This is a genomic window from Aeromonas sp. R1-2 (assembly GCF_040908505.1).
Lineage (GTDB): Bacteria > Pseudomonadota > Gammaproteobacteria > Enterobacterales > Aeromonadaceae > Aeromonas > Aeromonas veronii.
Window position 1 is genome coordinate 35,839 of record NZ_JBFODU010000006.1, and the last position, 24,289, is coordinate 60,127.

General features: G+C 59.8%; 18 protein-coding genes, 1 tRNA gene and 1 pseudogene. 2 read left to right on the forward strand and 18 right to left on the reverse strand.

Going from position 1 to position 24,289, the window contains the following annotated elements; genetic code table 11:
• Positions 1-17 precede the first annotated feature (17 nt).
• From hypE to AB5Y76_RS00695, 18 genes and pseudogenes are all read right to left on the reverse strand, one after another.
• A complete protein-coding gene (gene hypE / locus AB5Y76_RS00610) occupies positions 18-1,022 on the reverse strand; it encodes a hydrogenase expression/formation protein HypE (RefSeq protein ID WP_263717170.1) in 1,005 nt (334 codons plus the stop codon).
• Entirely contained in the window at positions 1,019-2,131 is a 1,113-nt protein-coding gene (gene hypD / locus AB5Y76_RS00615) for a hydrogenase formation protein HypD (RefSeq protein ID WP_263717171.1), read from the reverse strand. The genes hypE and hypD overlap by 4 nt, the downstream gene beginning before the upstream one ends.
• Entirely contained in the window at positions 2,125-2,376 is a 252-nt protein-coding gene (locus tag AB5Y76_RS00620) for a HypC/HybG/HupF family hydrogenase formation chaperone (protein ID WP_040065728.1), read from the reverse strand. The genes hypD and AB5Y76_RS00620 overlap by 7 nt, the downstream gene beginning before the upstream one ends.
• Before the next feature lie 5 nt (positions 2,377-2,381).
• Positions 2,382-4,820, reverse strand: coding sequence for a carbamoyltransferase HypF (gene hypF / locus AB5Y76_RS00625; protein WP_263717172.1), 2,439 nt, complete (start codon positions 4,818-4,820; stop codon positions 2,382-2,384).
• Positions 4,817-6,700, reverse strand: coding sequence for a selenocysteine-specific translation elongation factor (gene selB, locus AB5Y76_RS00630; RefSeq protein ID WP_263717173.1), 1,884 nt, complete (start codon positions 6,698-6,700; stop codon positions 4,817-4,819). Before selB ends, hypF begins: the two co-directional genes overlap by 4 nt.
• A gap of 4 nt (positions 6,701-6,704) precedes the next feature.
• Positions 6,705-8,171 (reverse strand): L-seryl-tRNA(Sec) selenium transferase, encoded by a 1,467-nt coding sequence (gene selA / locus AB5Y76_RS00635; protein ID WP_263717174.1) that lies wholly within the window; start codon positions 8,169-8,171, stop codon positions 6,705-6,707.
• A gap of 314 nt (positions 8,172-8,485) precedes the next feature.
• Positions 8,486-8,577 (reverse strand) — tRNA-Sec (locus AB5Y76_RS00640).
• A 213-nt stretch (positions 8,578-8,790) separates the two neighbouring features.
• Entirely contained in the window at positions 8,791-9,282 is a 492-nt protein-coding gene (hycI, locus tag AB5Y76_RS00645; protein ID WP_263717175.1) for a hydrogenase maturation peptidase HycI, read from the reverse strand.
• Positions 9,282-9,695: a formate hydrogenlyase maturation HycH family protein gene (locus tag AB5Y76_RS00650; RefSeq protein WP_005351509.1), complete on the reverse strand. Its 414-nt coding sequence runs from the start codon at positions 9,693-9,695 to the stop codon at positions 9,282-9,284. Before AB5Y76_RS00650 ends, hycI begins: the two co-directional genes overlap by 1 nt.
• Positions 9,688-10,503 carry an NADH-quinone oxidoreductase subunit B family protein gene (locus AB5Y76_RS00655; RefSeq protein WP_005333324.1) on the reverse strand — a complete coding sequence of 272 codons (816 nt, stop codon included), beginning with the start codon at positions 10,501-10,503 and terminating at the stop codon, positions 9,688-9,690. Before AB5Y76_RS00655 ends, AB5Y76_RS00650 begins: the two co-directional genes overlap by 8 nt.
• The gene (locus tag AB5Y76_RS00660; protein WP_263717176.1) at positions 10,503-11,081 is read right to left on the reverse strand and encodes a formate hydrogenlyase complex iron-sulfur subunit; all 579 of its coding nucleotides are present in this window, start codon (positions 11,079-11,081) and stop codon (positions 10,503-10,505) included. The genes AB5Y76_RS00655 and AB5Y76_RS00660 overlap by 1 nt, the downstream gene beginning before the upstream one ends.
• Positions 11,082-11,090: 9 nt before the next feature.
• Positions 11,091-12,809: pseudogene (locus AB5Y76_RS00665) on the reverse strand (NADH-quinone oxidoreductase subunit C).
• 80 nt (positions 12,810-12,889) lie between these two features.
• The gene (locus AB5Y76_RS00670; protein ID WP_019446885.1) at positions 12,890-13,843 is read right to left on the reverse strand and encodes a respiratory chain complex I subunit 1 family protein; all 954 of its coding nucleotides are present in this window, start codon (positions 13,841-13,843) and stop codon (positions 12,890-12,892) included.
• 1 nt (position 13,844) lies between these two features.
• Positions 13,845-15,716 carry a hydrogenase 4 subunit B gene (hyfB, locus tag AB5Y76_RS00675; protein ID WP_263717177.1) on the reverse strand — a complete coding sequence of 624 codons (1,872 nt, stop codon included), beginning with the start codon at positions 15,714-15,716 and terminating at the stop codon, positions 13,845-13,847.
• Complete coding sequence (locus AB5Y76_RS00680) at positions 15,716-16,381, reverse strand: 4Fe-4S dicluster domain-containing protein (RefSeq protein ID WP_263717178.1); 666 nt, start codon at positions 16,379-16,381, stop codon at positions 15,716-15,718. Before AB5Y76_RS00680 ends, hyfB begins: the two co-directional genes overlap by 1 nt.
• Before the next feature lie 547 nt (positions 16,382-16,928).
• Positions 16,929-18,797 carry a low affinity potassium transporter Kup gene (gene kup / locus AB5Y76_RS00685; protein WP_263717179.1) on the reverse strand — a complete coding sequence of 623 codons (1,869 nt, stop codon included), beginning with the start codon at positions 18,795-18,797 and terminating at the stop codon, positions 16,929-16,931.
• Between the two features lie 531 nt (positions 18,798-19,328).
• The gene (locus AB5Y76_RS00690; protein ID WP_236382760.1) at positions 19,329-19,751 is read right to left on the reverse strand and encodes a GNAT family N-acetyltransferase; all 423 of its coding nucleotides are present in this window, start codon (positions 19,749-19,751) and stop codon (positions 19,329-19,331) included.
• 118 nt (positions 19,752-19,869) lie between these two features.
• Entirely contained in the window at positions 19,870-20,679 is an 810-nt protein-coding gene (locus AB5Y76_RS00695; protein ID WP_236382757.1) for a bifunctional 2-polyprenyl-6-hydroxyphenol methylase/3-demethylubiquinol 3-O-methyltransferase UbiG, read from the reverse strand.
• Positions 20,680-21,429: 750 nt separating this feature from the next.
• On the opposite strand from AB5Y76_RS00695, the gene AB5Y76_RS00700 reads away from it, so the two are divergent.
• The gene (locus AB5Y76_RS00700) at positions 21,430-22,029 is read left to right on the forward strand and encodes a 4Fe-4S dicluster domain-containing protein (RefSeq protein ID WP_263717180.1); all 600 of its coding nucleotides are present in this window, start codon (positions 21,430-21,432) and stop codon (positions 22,027-22,029) included.
• Positions 22,030-22,075: 46 nt separating this feature from the next.
• Entirely contained in the window at positions 22,076-24,220 is a 2,145-nt protein-coding gene (gene fdhF / locus AB5Y76_RS00705) for a formate dehydrogenase subunit alpha (RefSeq protein ID WP_263717181.1), read from the forward strand.
• Positions 24,221-24,289 lie beyond the last annotated feature (69 nt).

Sequence of the window (24,289 nt, forward strand, 5' to 3'; positions counted from 1 at the left end):
CGGAACGGCATGGCCGATCAACAGATCCGCGGCAGCAGCTCCCCTTGCGGCAGCTCCAGATAACGGCGGCTGCCCCAGGGGTTATTGAGGATCACCTTGTGGCGATCGCTTGCCTGCACCACGCCGATCTGACTGGCGGCGGGGTTGAATTGCCGCAAGATGCCCAGCGCGTCCTGCGCCTGTTCGGCTGGCAGGGCCAGCACCATGGTCCCCTCGTTGGCGAGATCATGGGGCTCGAAGCCGTAGAGTTCGCACAGGCCACGCACCGGATCGCAGACCGGAATGGCGGACTCTTCCAGCTCGATGGCCACCTGGGAGGCGGAGCTCCACTCGTTGAGCACGGCGGCAAGGCCACCGCGGGTGGCGTCGCGCAGGGCGTGAGGGGTAATCCCCGCTTTTAGCAGCGCTTCTACCTGCGGCCAGAGGGTGGTGCAGTCGCTCTTGAGATCAGATCCCAGTTGCAGGGCGTCGCGGGCCATCAGGATGCAGGCGCCGTGGCTGCCGATATCCCGCGACACCAGAATGGCGTCATCGGCCTTGAGGTTGCGTACCGAGATGCCCCGGCTCTGCTCAGGCAGCGGGAAGGTGCCGACCCCGCTGGTGTTGATAAAGATCTTGTCGGCTGCTCCCTTGGGCACCACCTTGGTGTCGCCGCAGACGATATGGGCGCCGCTTTTGGCAAGCTCAGCCGCCATCGACTCGACGATGCGGGCCAGATCGGCGTATGGGAAGCCCTCCTCGATGATAAAGCTGCAGCTCAGATACTCTGGCTTGGCCCCCATCATGGCGAGATCGTTGACCGTACCGGCGATGGCCAGTTTGCCGATATCGCCCCCCTCGAAGAAGAGCGGCGAGACGGTAAAGCTGTCGGTGGTAAAGGCTACTGGGCCGCTTACCGGCAGCAGGGCGGCATCTTCACCGCGCAGCAGGATCTCGTTGCCAAAGTGGCGAAAGAAGAGCTGGTTGATCAGCTGGTTCATCTCGACACCGCCGCCACCGTGGCTTAACTGAATTTCTCTCATTGGATCCCCATATATCGGTAGTAGGCATTGCAGGCCCCTTCGGAGCTGACCATGCAGCTGCCCATGGGCTGGGTCGGGGTGCAGCCCCGGCCAAAGACTTTGCACTGGTTCGGCTTGGCCAAGCCGCGCAGGATATCGGCACATTGGCACGCTTTGTGGTCATCGATGGGAGTCTGATTGAGTTGAAAGTGACGCTCTGCATCGCGCTTGGCAAAGGCATCCCGCAGGCGCAGGGCGGAGGCGTTGATATCGCCAAGACCTCGCCAGCGAAAATGCTCGCGGGTCTCGAAAAAGCGCTCGACCAGTCGCTGGGCGGCTTTATTGCCGCTGGCGGTGACGGCGCGGCTGTATTGCACCTCCAGCGCGTAGCGACCCTCCACCTTCTGGCGCACCATCATCAAGAGCGCTTCCATCACATCCACCGGCTCGAAGCCGCTCACCACCACCGGCACCTGATAACGATCGACGATGGGCAGGTAGATATCGGCGCCGGTGATGACGCTGACGTGGGAGGGGCCGATAAAAGCGTTCACCTTGGCGACCCCGTCGGCCATCACCGCATGAATGGCGGGGGGCACCAGCACATGGTTGATATGAAACAGCAGGTTCTCAATCCCCTCAGCTTCAGCGGCAGCCAGCAAGGCGGCGGTCATCGGGGTGGAGGTCTCGAAACCGATGGCGAAGAAGACCACGGTTTTTTCCGGGTTCTCTTTGGCGATACGCAGGGCGTCGAGGGGGTCATAGACCGGGCGGATATCGCTCCCCTTGGCGCGCTGCTGGGCCAGCGTACCCTTGGAGCCCGGCACCCGGATCATGTCCCCCAGGGTGACCAGAATGACGCTGGGCTGGCTAGCCAGCTCGATGGCCTGATCGATGCGCTCTTTCGGCATGATGCAGACCGGGCAGCCGGGGCCATGGACAAACTCGATGCTGGCCGGCACCAGCTGGTGCAGGCCGTACTTCATGATGGTGTGGGTATGGCCGCCACACACCTCCATCACCCGCAGCGGTTCGGGCAGATCTTTGGCCAGTTCGGTGATCTGGGCGGCGAGGGCACGGATCACCTCGGGCTGACGAAAGCCCTGAAAGAGATCATTCAAGGTCAGCATGGCAAGATATCCTGTTTGGGCATCAGGGCCACCATCTGGCGGAAGCTCTCGAGGCTGGCCTGCGCCTCCTCTTCGTCAATCTTGCTCATCACAAAGCCGATATGGAGCAGCACATAGTCGCCCACCTGGAGAGGCTCTTCGAGCAGCATGCAGCTGACGCGCCGCTGCACCCCCAGGGTATCGACGGTGACGCAGTTATCTTCGGGGTGCAGCTGCACCACCTGAGAGGGGATGGATAAACACATGGATTTCAGGACTCCGTCAAGGTGGCACAACCGGTTGTGACAGGCTGGTGCGTGGCAAGATGGTGGATGGCAAACCAGAGCTGACCGGCGGCGATGCCGCCGTCATTGAGCGGCAGGGTTTCGCTGGTCAATACCTGCCGGCCGGCTACTTCGAGTGCGGGCACCAGCTGGTCCATCAGCACCCGGTTTTGAAAGACGCCGCCCCCGAGCGCCACCGGATAGCCGGGGAAGCGCTCGGCCAGGGCGATGACCAGATTGCTGATAGCGCGGATAAAACCGGCAGCCAGGCTGGCGGTGGCGGTGCCTTGGCGCTGCTCGTTGACAAGGGTATGGATCAGCTCGGCCCACTCGATCTGCAGTGGCTCCTCTGCTGATTGGCTGAGATCAAAGGCGAGGGGGAAGGGCTGTTCATCGGGGGCCAGCTGCAAGGCGGCCGCCTCCAGCAAGAGCCCCGCTTCGCCCTCGTAATCGGGGGTGTCGATCACCCCCAAGAGTGCCGCCACCGCATCGAACAGCCGACCGATGGAGCTGGTGTAAGGGGCGTTGCGACCGAGATGCCAGAGCTGGTGCAGATTGCTGATCAGCTTAAGGGGCAGTTGCTTGATCAACGGAATATCGAGGGCGCTGATCTGCTCAGGGCTGTACGATTCAAACAGCAGCCCCAGCAGCTGACGTACCGGCTCGCGGATGGCCGCTTCGCCGCCGATCAGCTTGAAGGGGGCAAGGTGGGCAACCCGCTCAAATCCCTGAACGTCTGCGATCAGCAGCTCGCCACCCCAGAGGGTGCCGTCATCCCCAAGGCCGGTGCCATCGAAGGCAACACCCAGCACCGGGCCCGTGATGTCGTGCTCGGCCATCACCCCCAGCAGGTGGGCGTGATGGTGCTGCACCTCGAGGTGGGTCGCACCCTGATCGCGGCAGTAATTCTTGGCCCACTGGTGGCTGAGGTAGCCCGGGTGGCGATCCGAGACCAGCAGTTCTGGCTTGAGATCGTAGAGTTCGCGAAAGGTGGTCAGGGTCTGCTCGAAGTGCTCCTGCATCGGCAGGCTGTGCAGATCGCCGATATAGGGGCTGTAGATGCGCTGGCGACCGAAGGCGAGCGCCAGCTGGTTCTTCTGCTGCGCCCCGACCGCCAAGAGCGGCACCTTGACCGCCTCTTGCAAGCTGGGGGTGCAGGGGGCATAGCCCCGGGCGAGGCGCAACGTCTGGCGTCGCCCGCCTGCCCACTGCACCAGACTGTCGTCGCACGGGTGCAGGATGGGGCGGTTGTGATCCAGGATGCCGTCAATCTCGCTGCCGAGTTCCCTGACCACCGCCTCGCATTCGATGAGGATAGGGCTGCCGCGACCATTGGCGCTGGTGGCTACCAGCGGCATGGCACAGGCGTCCAGCAGCAACTGGTGTAGCGGGGTGTAGGGGAGCATGACCCCGAGATAGGCGATGCCGGGGGCTATCCCCTCGGCCAGCGGCGCGGCTGACGGTCCAGATTCTGAGTGCCGATCATCATTTTTGCGCTTGCGCAGCAGAGTAATGGGTCTGGCCTGAGAGGCGAGCAGTTGCCACTCGTCTTCGCAGCCGGTGACATGCAGTTTGGCCTCGGCAAGGGAGCCCATCATCACCGCCAGCGGCTTGCGCGCGCGCCGCTTGAGCATTCGTAATCTGGCAACACTCTGTTCATTGCGGGCATCACACATCAGGTGATAACCCCCCATCCCCTTGACCGCAATCAGCGCCCCCGCTTGCAGGGCGCAGGCAGCTGCTTGCAGGGCATCCTCGCGCTCGGCCAGCGCATCGCCGTTGCCGCTGCGCCAGCTGAGATGGGGCCCGCACTCGGGGCAGCTCACCGGCTGGGCATGGTAGCGTCTGTCCAGCGGGTTTTCATAGGCCGCCGCGCAGCGCGGGCACATGGCAAAGCCCGCCATGGCGGTGTGGGGGCGGTCGTAGGGGAGGCGGCGGATGATGGTGTAGCGCGGGCCGCAGTGGGTACAGTTGGTAAAGGGGTAGCGATGGTGGCGATCTGCGGGGTTGGCCACATCGTTGGCGCACGCCTCGCACATCCCCTGATCTGGCGAGATGGCGACCGTGGCGGCGCTCTGCTGCTGGCTGGCTTTAATTCGAAACTGGCCATGAAATTGGCCATCGAAGTCGGGATCATGAGCGAGGGGCAGTTCCCGCTCGCTGAAGTGATCGATGCGGCTCAGTGGCGGCGCCAGTTCCCGCAGTTGGCGGGCAAAGCTGGCGAGCTGCTCAGGCGATCCTTCGGCGCCAATAGTGACGCCGTTGGCATCGTTCAACACATAACCGGCAAGGCCGTGGCGCAACGCCAGCCCATAGACGAAGGGGCGAAAGCCGACCCCCTGTACGATGCCGTCGATATGAAATTCGCGGCGCAGCCGGTTGGCCACAGGATTGGCAGAGCCAGAGGGGGCGATGGTGGCGCTCATACCGGCTCCATCTCATCTTGAGTCTGCGGCAAGCGCAGCACCCGGCGCTCGTTCTCCTCGCGCCGTACCCAGCCATCCATCTCCATGCGCAGGCAGAACGGAATGGCGTATTTACGCGACAAACCGGTGATCTCCTTGAGGGATGCCATGTCGATCAGATCTCCCACCTGCTGGCCCGCCAGCACGGCGGCGACCATCTGGTTGTAAAGGGCGGCGTCGTAGTAGATGGGGCCATCGAGCTGCACCAGATACTTGAGTCGTGCCAGATTGCGCAGCTGCTTTTGCAACGCGCCTTTTTGCTGCAAGCCCTGCTGCAGGGCGGCGGGCAGCTTGCGGGTGATAAAGGGATCCAGCTCCACGCCGCCGGGGCCCAGTTTACCGGGCTCGTAACCCTCCTTGCCTTGATCTCGCACCACCTTGAGCACCAGCTGCGCCTCTTCCCCCAGATCATCTTCCGACTCGCCGCTGCCCGGCTGCCACTTGTCATGGTGCAGGCGAACAAGCTGCTCGCTCTTGAGCTGCTGGAGCAGGGCCTGAATGACCGGCAGGGAGATGCCAAAGCGGGTTGCCAGCTCGGCGGCGCTAAGCGGTTCGCTGGCCAGCGTGGCCAGCAGCTGGTCGCGGCTTTGGGCCAGCCAGCAGTTATCCAGCAGCCACTCACCGAGGGGGGTGACCAGCTCGGGCCGCTGGTCAAAGCGGCTGGCCAGCACATAGCCATTGAGGCCCAGTTGCAGGGTGGCCGGGTTGTAGTGTTCGAGCTCATCAGGCAGCTCACCCAGCAGGGCGTGCAGCGCCTTGCGTCTGGCGGGATGGATGTCGCCGCACCAGACGATGCGGGCGCCGTGCAGCAGTTCGCTGCTGCCGTGGCGAATGATGGCGAGCGGCTGGCCGAAGAAGCAGGGGATGGGGCTGGTAAAGATCAGCCGCGCCAGCCGGGTATCCTTTATGGGCACGAAACGGGCCCGGCCATGCCAGCTGCCAAGGGCCACCTCGATCTCCTGCGTGCGCAGCACCTTGCCGCTCAGGCTCTCGGCGTTGAGTCGCACAATAAGGTGGGTTGCCGCCTCGCACTGGCCGACAGTGCTGGTGAGACAGTGGCCGCGGGCCACCTCCTTGTGGGGCACTTTTTTAAGTCCCACCGCCACCCGGCAGACAGCGCCGATCTCGTCGACGCTCTGGTGATAGGCTTGCAGGGAGCGCACCTGCACCTCCCGATCGACGGGGTAGAGGCGCAGCTTGTCCCCCACCTTGAGGCTGCCCTGCTGCAAGGTGCCGGTAAGCACGGTGCCGGTGCCATTGGCGGTAAAGACTCTGTCTACATACAGTCGCGGGGCGCCCTGCTCGCGAGCCGCTTGTGAGGCTGGCAGATCGGCAAGCTGGCGCACGATGGCGGCGTGCAGGGCAGCCATATTGGCGCCGGTTTTGGCGCTGACGCTGACGATATCGGGCACCATGCCGCTCTCGTCCATTACCCGCTCCAGCAGGCTCTCTTCCAACAGTAAAAGCTCGTCGGGGGAGACCAGATCGCACTTGTTGATGCAGACCAGCAGGCGCGGCACCCCCATCGCCTTGAGCAGGCGCAGGTGATCGCCGGTCATCGGCATCCACCCCTCGTCGGCGGCGATGACCAGCAGCACCAGATCCAGACTCCAGAGCCCCGCCACCATATTGCGGATATAGCGTTCGTGGCCGGGCACGTCGATGACGCCTATGGTGTTGCCCTGACCGTCGTCAAAGTGGGCAAAGCCGAGATCCTGGGTCATGCCGATGGCCTGCTCATGGGCACGGGCGGTGGTGATGCCGGTGAGGGCCTTGATCAGCAGGGTCTTGCCATGATCCACGTGGCCGGCAAGGCCGATAACGGCGCGATAGGGGGTCATGGGATCAGGGCTCCTCGGTCGCATTTGTTGCATTGAACGGGGCGGGCAGCAGCAACTCCCTGAGTTGGGCGATCAGCAGTTCCATCTCGGTCGGCAGCAGGGTGGCCATATTGAGCAGCACCTTCTGCTGGCGCACGGTGGCGATGACCGGCACCGGCAGTTCGCGCAGGGCGTCGAGCAGCTGCTGGGCCGGGCGCGGGTCGGTGCATTCAAGCGCAGGGGCCGGGTAGAACTCGTCCGGCAAGGTGCCACCGCCCACCACCAGCTGGGCGGGGACCAGCACAAAGCAGCTGGGCAGGGCGGCCATCAGCCGGGAGGCTCTCGCCTGCATGGCGGCCGGGTTGCTCAAGGTGCGCTGGGCGATGCCCTCGCCGATGGGGGACTTGTTGAGCTTGTGGATGAGCAGGCGTTCGAGCAGGGAGTAGACGATGCGGCTCGGGCGGAAGGTGCGCATCATGGGGTGTTTTTCCAGCCGCTTGATAAGGTCGCTGCGGCCGCTGATGATGCCCGATTGCGGGCCCCCCAAGAGCTTGTCGCCTGAGTAGCAGACCAGATCCGCCCCCGCCTTGATGTACTGGCGCACCGAGGTTTCATCCGGCGCAAACTCTTCGCTGGTCAAGCCCGAGCCCTGATCAACCGCCAGCACCACGTGCTCGGGCAGGGCGCGGGCCACCTCGCCGATATCGGGGGATTCGGTAAAGCCGCGAATGGCGAAATTGGATCTGTGCACCATCAGCACCAGCGCGGTCTGATCGGTGATGGCATCGAGGTAATCTTTGGCGGTAGTGATATTGGTGGTGCCCACCTCCACCAGTTTGGCGCCTGAGAGCGCCAGAATATCGGGAATGCGAAAGCCGCCACCAATCTGGATCTGCTCGCCGCGCGAGACGATCACCTCGCGCCCCTTGGCCACTTCCTGCAGCAGCAAAAAGAGCGAAGCGGCGTTGTTGTTGACCACCAGCGAATCCTCGGCCTGGGTGAGGCAACGGAGCAGGGGGGCGATCAGCCCCTTGCGCCCGCCGCGTTTGCCGGTGGCGAGATCCAGCTCCAGATTGTTGTAGCCGGTGTTGAGGTCACGCACCTCGTCCCACAGCTCGTGACTTAATGGTGAGCGCCCCAGATTGGTATGCACCAGGGTGCCGGTTGCGTTGATCACCCGGGTTTGACGCTGGCGCAACTGTTGTCGGCAGCGTTTGGCAATCAGCGCCTCGATCTGCTCGGGGGCAACGCCATGCTGGCGAAAATCTTCGCTCTGGCGCAGCTCGCTCAGGGTGTCGCGCACCGCCTGAGTCACCAGCGGGCGGCTCAGCGTCTCGATAAAACCGGCGAGAAAGGGTTGCTGCAGCAGCTGTTCCACTTGTGGCAGACGGCGCGTTGGTTGCTGGCCGGGCTGTTGCTGTGAATCGTCGGCAGCCGTACCTGATGCGGGCTGGCGGTGGGGGATAGCTGACGCGTGAGACGAGTTCGGCATGGGATTACCAGTGCAGTGCGTGGGTTCGGGATGCGCACCGGTTTGCCGATAGAGAGGCCGAGCTGACGGGTTATGGCAGTGCTGGCGATTTGCGGATGAGTGCAAACTGGATGCATCAATGAGCGGGTATAAATTAATGCTGCATCGATGCTGATAAATTAATTTTTGGCCAGCGAGACAACCTGAGTTCGGATTATATTGGCAAGCGGCAAGCACCTTTTTTAAGGTATTACTTCAAACATATTGAACAAACGATGAAAATAACATTCAGGCCGAAAAATTCAGCGGGAGAGTATTTGTTCAATAGATAAATTTGGCGGAAGAGGCAGGAATCGAACCTGCCAAAGCCTTCTCGGCTCACATCGGTTTTGAAGACCGAGGAGGCCACCAGACCCCATCAACTTCCGTAACGGCCGCCATTTTGTGGCAAATTTTTGTGACTGGCAACGCTTTTTTTGTCATAAAAAAGCGAGAGTTAGCGATTTTTTGAAAAAATAAAAGAACCTTGTTTTATATCAAGTTCAGCACAATTAGCCCGATGTTTTTAATTTAACACCGGGCCTCGATCACATTGCCTGAATCGTCGGTCAATAACGGTCGTTAACAACTCGATAAATAATCACCGCTTGGCGTTGGCAATATTCCACTGATCCAGTTTCTCTATTAACAAGTCGGTATCCTTGGCGGCATCAAGGTGCTGATAAAGATAATCCATCGCCTCGCTCACCATCTCGGTCATCGGGAAAGAGAACGCCACGATGGCCGGTTGTACCCCGACAAAGATCACCTCGGGGACAAAGGTCTTGAGCTCGTCGATCAGGAAATTGAGCGGCATATTGTGGGTCGAGAAGATAAACATCTCGGCGATGGTCTCGGGGGGGATCACCTGCAGGGTGCCCGCCTTCTCGCCGATCTCGGCGGCATCCACCAGCACCACCCGCTCCGGTTGCAGCTCCCGCACCTTGTAGACCACATTTTCCGGCGCGATGCCGCCGTCGATATGGAGCCAGCCGGGCAGGGGGGCGGCCTGCAGCTTGTCGGCGAGATAGGGGCCGGCACCGTCGTCCCCCATCATGGCATTGCCCACGGTCAACACGAGATTACAGCCCATCAGCGGCTCCTTACCATCAGGTACATATGGGGGTCGTTAAAGAGGGCGGTCAGCTGATCCATAAAGGTATTGGTCCAGCCCAGCTCCTGCTCATCGAGTAGATTGTCGGCTTTGCGCAGTCGGTCGAAGGCGCAGGCCAGCATATGGCAGTGCTCGCGATAGATGGTGATCTCGCCAAAGGTGAGAAATCCCTCCATCTTGCGGCGCGCTTCGCTCCCCTCTGGCAGCTTGGCTACCCAGTCGCGATAACCGGTCAGCGAGCAGACCAGGTCTGCTCGCAGGCAATCGACGATGCCGAGGTGGTGGCCGATGGCGAGGCTGTAGTACATCACCTCCCTGGCCTCTTCCGGCACGTCGAACTGCTCGTCGACGAACTTGCGCGACAGGCGATAGAAGAAAACCTCGTCAGCCATGCACCGCCTCTCCCTTGCCGGCCGCCCGGTTGAGGCAGGCGTTTGCGAGGTTGTTGACGATCTCCGAGAGGCGCGGATCGTCGTGCTGATCGAGGTAGCTCTGGATGCGCAGATCCACATCCTGCTGGGTCGCCCCTTCGAGCAGGGCCATAAACTCGTCGGCGATGATCCGCCCCTGCCGGTAACCAGCCATGCGGCGCGCTTCGCGCTCGATCATCACCCGAATTTCGTTGGGGATGCCGGTGTGGCGCAGTTCGACCCGTTCACCCGGTTGCACCTCGTGGCTGGTGGCTTTGAGTTTCTGCTCAAGCAGGCCGAGCGCCACCGCAAAGCCGTAGATGGTGGCCGCCGGTGTTGGGGGGCAGCCCGGGATATAGACATCCACCGGTACGATCTTGTCGGTGCCGCCCCAGACGCAGTAGAGGTCGTGGAAGATGCCGCCGTCACAGCCGCAGGCGCCGTAGGCGATGCAGATCTTGGGATCGGGCGCCGCCTCGTAGGCGCGCAGGGCCGGTACCCGCATCGCCCGGGTCACCGCGCCGGTAAAGAGCAGGATGTCGGCGTGGCGGGGGGAGGCGACCACCTTGATGCCGAAACGCTCGGCATCGAACAGCGGGGTGATGGTGGCGAAGATCTCGATCTCGCAGGCGTTGCAGCCGCCGCAATCGACCCGGTAGACATAGGCCGAGCGGCGAATGTCCTTGAGCAGGGTCTTCTTGAGTTTGGTGATCTCGGGATCCTGTGCCAGCGGCACGGCGCGGGTATGGGCATGGCCGACAACCGGTTCTATGCCTTTGATCTTGCTCATCACATCCACTCCTGTTGTGCGGCCATCGGTGTGGCTACCGGTGCGATCAGGGCCGAGTCAGGCTGGCTCAGCATGCTCTGTTTTCGTTTGCAGTCGGGGCAGTGGTGCAGTCGCTCTGGCGGCGCCAGCGGCTTGGCATCGCGAGCCAGCGGCGTGCCAGCTTGCTTGAGGGTGTCCTCCACCAGTGCCACCAGCTTGCTCGGGGCAAAGTAGGTGCCGCACAGGGTGCAGGGGGCCAGCGCGAAGCGGGCCTCCTCATAGAGGTCGGCCTTGTTGGTCACCGCCAGCTCGAACTCGGGGGAGAGGGCGATGGCGCGGGTCGGGCAGACCTCCTCGCAGCGGCCGCAGAAGATGCAGCGCGCCATGGAGATCTCCCAGCGCCGTTCGCCGGTCTCCATGTCCACTTCCATCACCAGCGCATTGGCCGGGCAGGCCTTGGTGCAGGCGGCGCAGGCGATGCACTGATCCGCCTGATATTTCGGTTTGCCGCGAAAATCCCGGTTCACCTCGTAAGGGGCGAAGGGGTACTTGGCGGTCGGGGTGCCAGCCTTGAGGATGGTCTTGAACAGCTTGATCATGATGACCCCTTATTTCAGCGGAGAGTTTTTGCGATCGATGCCGTAGCGCTCGATCTCCTTGTAGGAGACCACGGTGGATTTGCCCTTCTAGGGGTCGACCAGGGTGACCCGGTCGGTACAGGAGTAGCAGGGATCCAGACTGCCGATGATGAGCGGCGCATCCGCCACGGTATTGCCGCGCAGCATGTAGCGCAGGGCGGGCCAGTTGGCGTAGGTGGCGGCGCGGCAGCGCCAGCGGAACAGCTTCTGGTTGTCTCCGGTCATGCTCCAGTGGACGTTCTCGCCGCGGGGCGCCTCGGTAAAGCCCAGCGCAAACTTGCCCGGCTGGTAGGTGAAGCCTTCGGTGAGCAGTGGCCCTTCCGGCAGGTGCTCCAGGCCGAACTCAATCATGTCGAGGGAGTCGTAGAGCTCGTGGATCCGCACCAGCACCCGGGACTGCACATCGCAACCCGCCTTGGTCTGGATCTCCATCGGCAGCTCGCGGTAGCCGGCAAAGTCGTGAACCCGGCGCACGTCGCGCTTGAAGCCGCTCGCCCGCACCATGGGGCCGACGCAGCTGAAATCGCGGGCAATTTGCGGGTCGAGCTTGCCGATACCGATGAGGCGGGAGGAGATGTTGGCGGTATCCAGCAGCATGGCCACCAGTGGCTTGAGCTCATCACGGAGCTCCCGTACCAGTTGGGCACCCTTGATGCGATCTTCCTTGAAGATGTCGCGGCGTACCCCGCCAATCAGGTTGAGGCCGTAGGTCTTGCGGGCGCCGGTGAGCAGCTCGGCCAGGGTCATGGATTTCTCCCGCACCCGGAAGAACTGCATAAAGCCGGTGTCGAAACCGGTGAAGTGGCTCGACAGGCCGATGTTGAGGATATGGCTGTGCAGGCGCTCCACCTCCAGCAGCACGGCGCGGATCATCTTGGCCCGCTCCGGCACCGGAATACCCATGGCGTTCTCTACCGAGGTGGTGTAGGCGACGCTGTGGGTAAAGCCGCAGATGCCGCAGACCCGGTCGGTCAGAAACGCCACTTCGTTGTAGCCCATGCGGGTTTCCGCCAGCTTCTCCATGCCGCGATGGACATAGAAGAGGCGGTAGTCGGCATCGATGATGTCTTCGCCATCGACGAACAGACGAAAGTGGCCCGGTTCATCCGAGGTGATGTGCAGCGGGCCGACCGGCACGATGCGGTTGGCATCACTGCCGAGTTCGTTGACGAAGGGGTAGGTCTCGGTGTCGGTGGTGGGCATCGGGCGCTGGCGATAATCCATGGCGTCCTTGCGCAGTGGATGGATATCCTCCGGCCAGTCGTCCGGCAACACCAGACGGCGTTCGTCCGGCAGTCCTATGGCGCGCAGGCCGTACATGTCGCGGATCTCCCGCTCGCCCCACACCGCCGCCGGAATGGTCGGGGTGATGGAGGGGTACTCCTGGGTATCGGCATCCACCAGCACCTTGACGGTGATCCAGCACTTGGTGTCACCTTCCATGGAGAAGACGTGGTAGACGGCGAAGTGGCCGTTGAGGCTGCGCTCGTCATTGGCAAAGGAGAGCGGAAGCCAGCCCCCCAGCTGATGGAAGATCAGGCTGGCGGTCTCGACCAGACTGGTGGGCTTGACGGTAATGGTGGCCTGATCGGCGGTTTGCCACTCCTCATCGATGATGGCGTGGGGCAGTTGTGCTCGCACCTGCTGGATGTAGTCGCAGCCGATGCGATCCGAAATGGCGATGGTCATGCAGTTCTCACTTTAATGTTCGGGAATGAGCATTCACAAATGATGAAATCGGAAAAAGTTGCTGTGCTGGCGGGCATGGCTCAGATCCCGACCAGATAGGCGAGCAGCGCCAGCAGGGCCAGCCCCAACCCGTAGCGGGTGAGCTTGTGGGTGCGCACGAACTGGGTGCGGGCCATGGCGTTTTCGATGATGCCGGCCAGCAAAAAGGCCACCAGCAGCTTGCAGGCGAGGATCAGCGCCGCGCCGATGAGCGCAGGCAGACTCCAGTTGGCCGCCTTGCCGAAGGGCAGGAAAATCACCAGAAAGAGCTGCACCACCACCAGCTGCTTGAGGCCGATGGAGAGCTTGAGCAGGGCCAGCCCCGCACCGGAGTACTCGGTGAGCGGCCCCTCCTGCAGCTCTTGCTCGGCTTCGGCGCAGTCAAAGGGCAGCTTGCCCATCTCGACAAACACCGCGAAGGCACAGGCGGCGCCGGCCAGCAGGGTGGCAACCGGCGCGGCCAGTGGCTGGGTCGCTACATAGCTGCTGATATTGCCCAGATCCGAGCTGCCCACCATCATCGCCATGATGAAGCAGGCGAGCACCAGAATGGGCTCCACCAGAATGCCGAGGGTCAGTTCGCGGCGGGCGCCGATCCCTGCAAACATGCTGCCGCTGTCGAGCCCCGAGAGGGAGAAGAAGAAGCGGAAGATGGCGAACAGATAGATATCGGTGATGAGATCCCCGGCGATGGGGAAGGGGGACTCGTGAGTCAGGGTCGGCAGTGCCATCCCTACCAGCAAGAGGGCGGCGATGAGCAGCGCAGGCATCAGGTTGAAGATGATGCCGGCAGGCTCCGGGGTCACCTCCTGACGGCGCAGGAGCTTGGCGATATCCCGGTAATCCTGCAGCAGGCCCGGCCCCTGACGGGAGTGCATCTTGGCCCGCAGCACCCGGTTGAAACCGGTGGCGAGCGGCGCCAGCGCCAGCATGGCGATGGCCTGGGTCAGGGCGAGGGCAACCATGCCCCAGCTCGGCATTTCAAGAACAGGCATATCAGACTCCTACAGCCATCAGGATAAAGAGCGCCAGCACAAGGCCGTGCAGCAGCCAGCCGGTCGTCCCGCTGGTATCGCTCACCCCGTGCAGGGCGCTGGCCAGATCGAGCTGCGGCTGCTTGCGATAGAGTGGCGCGCAGAGTTGGCGCAAGGTGTGGGTGACACCGCCAGAGGTGAGGCTCATGCGCTCCTCATAGGCGTAACCACAGGCCCACGGCGTACCAGCGTGACGACGACCCAGCTTGGGCCCCTTGAAGATGGCCAGTACCAGCAGCGGGATGAGCAACAGACCCAGCAGGGTGATGGCGATAACGGGCGGGGAGAGGATCGCCTGGCTGCTATCGAGCGGCAGCAGGGTCGCGCCGGTGGCGACACTCATCTGGCTGGCAACCAGCGCCTGACCATAGCTGGCGATATGGGGGGCAATCCAGGGGGCGCCCAGACCCAGCACCAGACAGACCGCAGCCAGCAGCAGGGTGCCTGCCACCATGGCGCCCGGTACTTCGCGGGCGTGGCTCGCGTGTTCGCTGCGCGGGGCACCGCAGAAGCAGATGCCATACACCTTGACGAAACACATCACCGCCATGGCGCCGGTTACCGCCAGCATCACTACCGCGAGCGGCGCGACGACGGAGGTGCCGAGTTTGGTCATGGAGAGCAGCGACTGGTAGATAAACCACTCGCTGACAAAACCGTTGAGCGGCGGCAGCGCCGAGATGGCCATGGCACCAATGAGGAACGCCAGCGCAGTCCAGGGCATCAGCTTGGCCAGGCCACCCATCTTGTCCATATCACGAGTGTGCAGGCGGAACATCACAGAGCCGGTGCCCATAAAGAGCAGGCTCTTGAAGATGGCGTGGTTGAGCAGGTGATAGAGGGCGCCGAGCAGCCCCAGCACCACCAGCGCCGGCTGCTGGTTGGCGATACCGATCATGCCGATCCCCATCCCCATCAGGATGATGCCGATGTTCTCCACCGTGTGGTAGGCGAGCAGCCGCTTGAGATCGTGCTCGGCCAGCGCAAACAGCACCCCGAGCACCGCCGAGCAGGCGCCGAAGATCAGCACCACATAGCCCCACCAGAGCTGGCTGGCGCCGAGAAAATCGATGCTGACCCGCAAGATACCAAAGAGACCCAGCTTCACCATGACGCCGGACATCAGCGCCGAGATATGGGAAGGGGCGACGGGCTCGGCCACCGGCAGCCAGCCGTGCAGCGGCACGAAACCGGCGCGCAGGCCAAAGCCGCAGAAGCTGAGCAGGAACACCAGAGAAGCCAATGCGCCCGCCAGATGGTGCTCGCGCAGCGCGGCGAACTCCAGCGAGCCACTTTCACGGCAGAGCAGCCAGAAGGCGATCAGCACCAGTGCCATGCCGATATGGTTCATCACCAGATAGAGGCGGCTCTGTTTGGCGGCCTCGGGGTTGGTTTTGACCAGCCAGTAGGTGGTGAGGGTCACCAGCTCGTAGCAGAGCAAGAAACCGAGCGCATTGTCGGCCAGTACCATGCCCACCATGGCAAAGAGGAAGAGGTTCATCAGCGCGCCGATGGCCACATCCCCCTTGCCCTGATATTCGCGGATATAGGCAAAGGAGTAGAGGGCGACGGCGACGCCGACGGTGCTAATCACCAGCAGCATCAGTGCGGCCAGCATGTCGAGGTGCACCGAGCCCAGCAGCCAGAGCTGGCCGTCGACGGGGGTGCCTTGAGCAAAGAGCTGGATGGCGGCGACCAGACCCGCGAGTGACCCCAGCAGGGCAAAGCCGCTGTTGAGGCGGTTGGCCAGTGCGGGCAGCTTTTGCAGGAGCAAACCGGCGGCAGCGCCCAGCAAAAAGAGCAGGAGCGTGGCCATTACAAGGGGGGACAACATCAGCGAACTCCCTCTGTGGTAGATAAATCGGATGCAGGGAGCGCTGTGGCGGGTGCCGAAAAGGCGGAGGCCCCTTGCGGGTTGGTGTCGGCCGCTTGCTGGCGACGGATACGGGCGGCGCGTTCGGTGTCGCCGTCATTGACCAGCTTCAGTGCCTGGGAGGGGCAGGCTCCGACACAGGCCGGGCCATCGGCGCGAAACTCGCACAGGTCACACTTGACCGCGATGCTGCGCACCCCCGGCTCCCAGCTCAGCAGATCCTCGCCAAAGCAGCGCAGGCTGGCAGAGGTGGAGGGGTTGCTGGATCGGATGGAGCAGGGGATATAGGTGTCGTAACTGGTGGCCACGGCCACCGGGCGGCTGCCACCGCTCTGGATGGCGCCAAAGGGGCAGGCCACGGCGCAGAGATTGCAGCCGATGCAGAGCGACTCGTTGAGTTGCACGCAATCGCCGGTCTGGCGAATTGCCTCGACCGGGCACACCTTGATGCAGGGGGCATCGTCACAGTGACGGCACTGAACCGGCATGGTCGCCTGCTCGTGTCGCATAACGGTTAAACGGGGGGCTTGCTGCAAACCTTGCGCCTTGTGTACCTCGCTGCAGGCCGCCATACAGGTGCCACAGCCGATACAAAGCTTGGGGTCAGCGATAACGAAGCGGTTCATAGCCTACCTTGTCGTGTCGCGAACGGAGAAAGTAGGGGCAGGTTGGCAAGATACGGGCCAGATTGGTTTTTGCAGCGAAATTGGTTTTAAGTGGCTGTTTTTAAATGAATAAAAATCTTGGTGTGGTTGAATGAACGCGCTGATGTGGCTGTCGAACTGTGACGTTCGTCACTTGTGACGAAGCCGCAGGGAGGGTTCGTCACCTTGGAAAACGCAGCATGAGTAGGGTGCAAAGAACGAAGTGAATTGCACCGTTTGCAGCATATGGCCACGGTGGTTTGCTCCCTTCTCCCCTCGTGGGAGAAGGGTTGGGAATGAGGGGGGGAAGTCAGCCATATGGTCGCGGTGCACGGCGCTGCGCTTGTTGCGCCCTACGGTGGGATGTCTGTGGGGGGCAACGTGGTTTGCCCCCTTCTCCCCTCGCGGGAGAAGGGCGGGGGATGAGGGGGGAGGTCATTGGGATTAACGGAAACAACAGAGGGAGGTCAATGCCTCCCTCTCTACTTGCTGACGCTTTCAATGCCAATAAGAGGCCATCAACCCGCTATCAGATATCCACCTGGGATCCAAGTTCGATAACCCGGTTGGGCGGGATCTCGAACTGATCCGGGGCCCGCAGGGCGTTGCGCTGCAGCAGCATAAAGAGCTTGCCGCGCAGATAGAGATACCAGGGGCGGTCTTTCATGATGAGCGACTCGTGGGCCATAAAGAACGAGGTCTCCATCATCCGGCAGCTCAGCCCCTCGGCGTTGCAGCGGTGGAAGATCTCCTCCACGTTCGGAGTCTCGCGCCAGCCGTAGCTTGCCACCACCCGCCAGAAGGTGGGGGAGAGCTGCTCGATGCAGACCCGGCGCACATTGTGGACGTAGGGCACCTCTTCCACCCGCAGGGTGAGCAGGATGATCCGCTCGTGCAGCACCTTGTTGTGCTTGAGGTTATGCAGCAGCGCATGGGGGATCACATTGACCACCCGCGACATATAGACCGCAGTGCCGGCCACCCGGGTCGGCGGGGATTTTTCCAGCGAGGCGATCATCGGCTCAAGGGAGTTGCCGTGCTCGTTCAGGCGGCGAATAAGCTGGAAGCGCTCGCTCTTCCAGCTAGTCATCACGGTGAACATCACCGCGCCCAGGGTGAGCGGCAGCCAGCCGCCGGAGAAGATCTTGGCGAGGTTGGCGGCAAACAGCGGCACGTCGATACAGAGCAGCGCGGCAAACAGGATGGCCACCAGATACTTGTTCCAGTGCCAACTGTTCTTGGCCACCGAGCAGGAGAGGATGGAGGTGAGCACCATGGTGCCGGTCACCGCGATGCCGTAGGCCGCCGCCAGATTGCTGGAGTGCTCGAAGCTCATGATGACGATCACCACCGAGATATAGAGCATCCAGTTGATGACCGGAATATAGATCTGGCCGGACTCCTGCTCGGAGGTGTGAACAATGCGAATGGGTGAGAGATAACCGAGGCGCACCGCCTGCCGGGTCAGCGAAAAGACCCCGGAGATCACCGCCTGGGAGGCGATCACCGTCGCCATGGTTGCCAAGAGCAGCAGCGGCACCAGCGCCCATTTCGGCGCGAGCAGGAAGAAGGGGTTGGCAATGGCCGCGGGATTGCTTAGCAGCAGCGCCCCCTGACCGAAGTAGTTAAGCACCAGGGAGGGCAACACCACGATAAACCAGGCGAGGCGAATTGGATTTTTGCCAAAGTGGCCCATATCCGCGTAGAGCGCCTCCACCCCTGTGATGGCCAGCACCACGGCGCCGAGGGCAAAGAAGGAGGTGGTCTGGTACTGGATAAAGAAGCGCACCGCCCAGATGGGGTTGAGCGCCCCCAGCACCTCGGGGTTGTGGATGATGCCGCGCAGCCCCAGCACCGCCAGCGTCATAAACCAGATCAGCATGATGGGGGCAAACAGCTTGCCCACCATGGCGGTGCCATGTTTCTGGATGGCAAACAACAAGGTCAGCACCAGCACCGAAAGGGTGACGATATAGGGGTCGAGGGCGGGGGTGAGAATGCTCAGGCCCTCGATGGCCGACATCACCGACATCGCCGGGGTGATCACCACCTCGCCATAGAAAAAGCTGCCGCCAATCAGGCCGAGGATGATCAGCAGCGGCGTCCAGCGGGTGGAGGCGTTGCGGGTCGCCAGCGACATCAGGGTGAGAATGCCACCCTCGCCAGCGTTGTCGGCCCGCATCACAAAGGAGAGGTACTTGACCGACACCACCAGGATCAGCAGCCAGAAGATCAGCGAGAGAAAGCCGAGAATGGAGGACGGCTCGACGCCGAACCCGAATTGACCTGACAGGCACTCGCGCAAGGTATAGAGCGGGCTTGTGCCGATATCGCCATAGACTACGCCAATCGCCGCCAGCATAACGCCGGGAGTGGCTTGTTGTTTATCACAGTTCATGAGTTCATCTTGTCAGTTTGATGTTTACACGTTTGCCAACGCACAGCTGCCCGACCTACCAGGAGAGTAGTGATATTTAATCGGGAGAGAATTAATGGATTGCGATGGGAAAGGGCGCTAACGGAATAGTGATCTGCTTGTCATGGAACACAGTCTGTTCATCTGTCATTAAGCTTATAATGACACATACTCTGCGGGACTATGCTCAGTTATAAATAATCAAAAGTTCAATTTGAGTAAGAGAATTAATTATCCGGCGATTGAAATATAACGCGGTAATGCAGGCAACTTTTTGTTTTATCTAGCGAAGTGGTTTGGCTACAATCTTTTCCAAAACGGAGAATAAATAGACGATAAAGTAATCGCTAATTAATTGCTGGCAGGATGGCAGAGGGGATGCGGTTGGGCCGCGATGGAGTCGTTATGTGCCAGAGGGGAAAGGTAGGGTGCAATGAACGAAGTGAATTGCACCAAGTATTAAAAGAGGTAAGAGGTGCAATGCGCTGAGCTTATTGCACCCTACGGTAATTATTACTCTCCATGATAGTGCTTCAATAAAAAGTAGCGGTCAGGACTATTTTTAATGCCGCTTACTTTACCGACTATTTTAAATCCCATTTTTTCATAAAATTTGGGAGCCTGAAATGAGAGGGTGTCGACTTGAGCAGCAATACATCCCCGTTTTTTTGCCTCGCGTTCAGCAATCTCCATTAATTGAATGCCAAGCCCCTGTCCTCTCTTGTCATTGTGTACCCAAAGTACTTCGATCAACAGTTGATGATAAATAGTACGTCCGGCAATGCCACCGACAACTTCGTCATTATCATCATGAATGGCAACAATTAAAGGTTGGGAGCGTTCCTCACCCATTTTATCAAAGTTAAATTGTCTAAGGTTATCAACAAGTACATTTAAGATGTCATCTTTATGTTCATTATGGATTTTTATATTCATCAAATCTTACTCCATTAAAATATAATTGTAGGGTGCAATGAACGAAGTGAATTGCACCGCTAATTAAAAATGCAAGAAGTGCAATGCAATGCGCTGCGCTTATTGCACCCATACGGTACTATGCAGATGGTCGCTTCATATTTACGACATATGCATATCTGTCCCCCCCATTTTTCTTGATACTTTGGCAAAACTTTAACTCCAATTTTTCGCTCAACCCCTTTTCAATTAAATCAAGAGGATTTACTGGGGTAACCAAAAGAGAGTGTTCTTCGGTGCCAACTTTTACACTGTACTCTGGGTATTTTGCTGTGTATTCTGGCTCGATATCTGCAATTATTAGTGAGCCATTAGGCTTTAATAATGAGGCCGCTTTTTTTAAATCAAATGGATATGGAAGTGATGTGAGAACAAATGAAACAACTATTGCATCAAATTGCTCCTCACATGAGCGCATGAATTCATCTAAATCACAGGTCATGGCAGTGTGATTGAAATCTGCCATGACAACATTTTTTTCAAATGCAGTCTTCATTTCTGGGGTTGCATCGACATAATTCCATGTGACATTTTTACGACTAAAAAAATGAGCGGCAACATTAATCCCAGTTCCACCACCTAAGTCTAGAATGCTTGCATGTTCAAGCCCATCAATTGCACGTTTCAAATGTTTAACTGTGTTAATATGTGATTCTTTTAGAAATTGAGTGTTACGTTTATCATAGTCATTGGCAATTTTTCCATAGAAACAAGATGCTTGATCACGCTGATAGATTTTACGATTTTTCTTTTCTGGTGTAATAACAGTAAAAAAAGTAATCGCACTACCTATCGAGACAATCAGGGGCTCATAACTAAATTCTGCTATTGCCCATATTATTGAAATGAAGAATGCTAATGCTGACAACGCTTTGATGATATTTTTCACTGTGTTTTCTACTTATTAAATTAATGGAATAAGTTCCATATGTTTTATTTTTATTTCAAGCTTTTTTCAAAAAGATTATAAAATCATATGAATTCAATTAAGCTGCAGCATAAATATACAATACATATTCTGAAGTATGCATAGAGGATTAATAATCCTCATTTAGTCAGTCTTTTATTTTGGTTTTTATAGTTGCATTCAGTCATTTTCCAAATTCCAGACTGCTATTTTTAATCTGCGCGATTTGATTACGTAGCCACATGCAAAACGACCCCAACGAAGCTGGTTGCCAACTGGCACATAGTAACCGGACAGGTGAAAAACAAAAGGGGCAGGGGCCTAAAACCCGCTCTGGTTCAATAAAATTGTCACTAAGGGGCGATTTATTGTTCGGTTTGGCTTGGTGCAGCTGGGCTGGCGGGATAGTCAAACCAAACAATAAGCCACTTCGCCATCCTCTCCGATTAAGCCTTTTACCTTCCAATCATCACGCGTGGCAGGGGGCTGTCAGCCGGTGTCGAGCTCGTCATTTTTGTCGTGTCGATCACACTTCCCAGCCCGTCGTCACCCTCGTCAGAGGTGGCATTCAGCACGCTTCTCTTTCTGATTACTCCTTTATTTTCAGTTGCTTGTGATTTTTTATCGCAACCTTGACCCGTTTTGGTCTGATAAATGCTTTGTGGGGGGCTGGCCGCCTCTTTGCCTGTCGGCGGGCGGCCCGGTGTAACGAACCATTTAGGATCCCTCTCTATGAACAGCTTCGTGATTGCAGATCCCAGTCTCTGTATTGGGTGTCGTACCTGTGAGGTGGCTTGCGCCGTTTCACACCAGTCAGGGTCTTGCAGCGGGACCCTTGAGCGGGAGGGCGGCCTGCATCTTGCCATCGAGGATGGACATCTGGTCTCCAGGGACAGCTACTTTCAGCCGCGCCTGAAGGTGATCGTGGGCAGCAAGGTGACCACGCCGGTACTCTGCCGCCAGTGTGAAGACAAGCCGTGCGCCATGGCCTGCCCGAACAATGCCATCGTCAGCGAAGATGGCTGCGTCAAGGTGTTGCAGGAGCGCTGCATCGGCTGCAAGTCCTGCGTGGTGGCCTGTCCTTACGGCGCCATGGCGGTGGTGGTCAAAGAGGTGCCCCCGGCTGCAGATTCGCTCTTCAAGCGTCCGCAGACCAAGGCGCAGGCGCTCAAGTGCGATCTCTGCCGTCACCGCGAGGCGGGCCCGGCCTGTGTCGAGGTGTGTCCGACCCAGGCGCTGCGGCTGGTCACGCCGGAGCATCTTGAAACCCTGAACCGGCAGAAGCAGCTGGCCAGTGCCGAGGCACTGCTGGCGATGCCGGCGCGGGTGTGAGCGGGCTTGCCGAGCCGTTTTTCGTTAACAAACAAGAGTGTGAGTCATGAAAAAAGTCATTACCGTGTGCCCCTATTGCGGCACCGGTTGCAAAATCAACCTGCTGGTTGAAAACGACAAGGTGGTGGGGGCCGAAGGCGCCAACGGCCGGACCAACGAGGGGCAGCTTTGCCTCAAGGGCTATTACGGTTGGGATTTCTTGAACGACACCAACCTGCTGACCCCCCGTCTCAAGAGCCCGATGATCCGCCGCGAGCGCGGTGGCAAGTTCGAGGCGGTCTCCTGGGATGAAGCGATCGAGTTCGCCAGCAGCCGTCTCTCCGCCATCAAGGCGAAATATGGCCCGGACGCTATCATGACCACCGGCTCTGCCCGTGGCCCCGGCAATGAAGCCAACTATGTGATGCAGAAATTTGCCCGTGCAGTGATTGGGACGAACAACGTCGACCACTGCGCGAGGGTGTGACACGCACCCTCAGTCTCCGGTCTGGAGACAACTGTAGGTAACGGCGCCATGAGCAACGCCATTCCCGAAATTCAAGAGACCAAGTGCCTGCTGGTGTTTGGTTACAATGCTGCTGACTCTCACCCCATTGTCGCCCGCCATATCCTCAAGGCGAAGGCAAACGGGGCCAAGGTGATTGTGTGTGATCCCCGCATGGTGGAGACCGCCCGTATCGCCCATCAGTGGCTGCCGCTCAAAAACGGTTCCAACATGGCGCTGGTTAACGCCTTCGCCAACGTGTTGATCAATGAAGGGCTCTACAACAAGGCATTTGTCGCCAACTACACCGAAGGGTTCGAGACCTTCAAGGCGACGGTGGCCAAGTACACCCCGGAATATGTGGAGGGGATCACCGGCCTCAAAGCCGCCGATATCCGCGCCGCCATTCGCACCTATGCCGAGTCGCCTGCTTCCATGATCCTGTGGGGCATGGGGGTGACCCAGTACGGTCAGGCGGTGGATGTGGTCAAGGGGCTGGCGGGTCTGGCGTTGCTGACCGGCAACTTCGGTCGCCGCGGCACCGGTTGCGGGCCGGTGCGTGGTCAGAACAACGTGCAGGGCACCTGTGACATGGGGATGCTGCCGCACCAGTTCCCGGGTTATCAGTCGGTGGCCGATCCCGCCATCAGCGCCAAGTTCGCCAAGGCGTGGGGCGTGGAGTCACTCTCTCAAAAGCCCGGCTATCGTTTGACCGAGCTTGGCCACAAGGTGGAGGAGGGCAAGTGCAAGGCCTTCTACATCTTTGGTGAAGATCCGGCCCAGACCGAGGCAGATCTCGGTCAGTTCCGCCGCACTCTGGCGGGGATGGAGCTGGTGATCGTGCAGGATATCTTCATGACCCAGACTGCCGAGATGGCCGACGTCATTTTGCCCGCCACCAGTTGGGGCGAGCACGAAGGGGTCTACAGCTCGGCGGATCGCGGCTTCCAGCGCTTCTACAAGGCGGTGACGCCCCCTGAGAATGTGAAGCCGGACTGGGCGATCTTCTCGTTGATGGCGACCGCTATGGGTTATCCCATGGAGTACCACAACACTGAGGAGATCTGGGACGAGATGCGTGCGCTCTGCCCGCTCTATGCCGGGGTCAGCTACGATAAGATGGCCGATCTCAAGAGCGTGCAGTGGCCCTGTCCGACCGAGGATCACCCGGGCACCAGCACTCTGTTCGAGGGGAATGTGTTCACCACCCCGAGCGGCAAGGGTCAGCTGATCGCCTCCGAGTGGCGCCCGCCGCTGGAGCAGCCCTGTGCCGAGTACCCGCTGGTGCTCTCCACCGTGCGCGAGGTGGGTCACTACTCCTGCCGCTCCATGACCGGCAACTGCTCGGCGCTGCAAACCCTGGCCGATGAGCCGGGCTATGTGCAGATCCACCCGAGCGATGCCAAAAAGCTTGGGGTGAAGGATCAGGCGCTGGTCTGGATCTCGTCGCGCCGTGGCAAGGTGATCACCCGGGCCAACTACAACGAGCGGGTCAACGCCGGGGTGGTCTATATGACCTACCAGTGGTGGATCGGGGCCTGCAACGAGCTCACCATCGAGCACGTCGATCCCGTCTCCCACACGCCGGAGTACAAGTACTGCGCGGTGAAGATCGAGCGCATCGACAATCAGCCTGAGGCGGAAGTGTACGTCCAGACTGAATACAGCGCGCTCAAGGCGAAATTGCGCAGCGCAGCCAAAGGCTGATCGCCCTAAAAAAGAGGTTCTGCACAAATAAGGGAACCCGACTCGGATTTATCGAGTCGGGCACCCTTT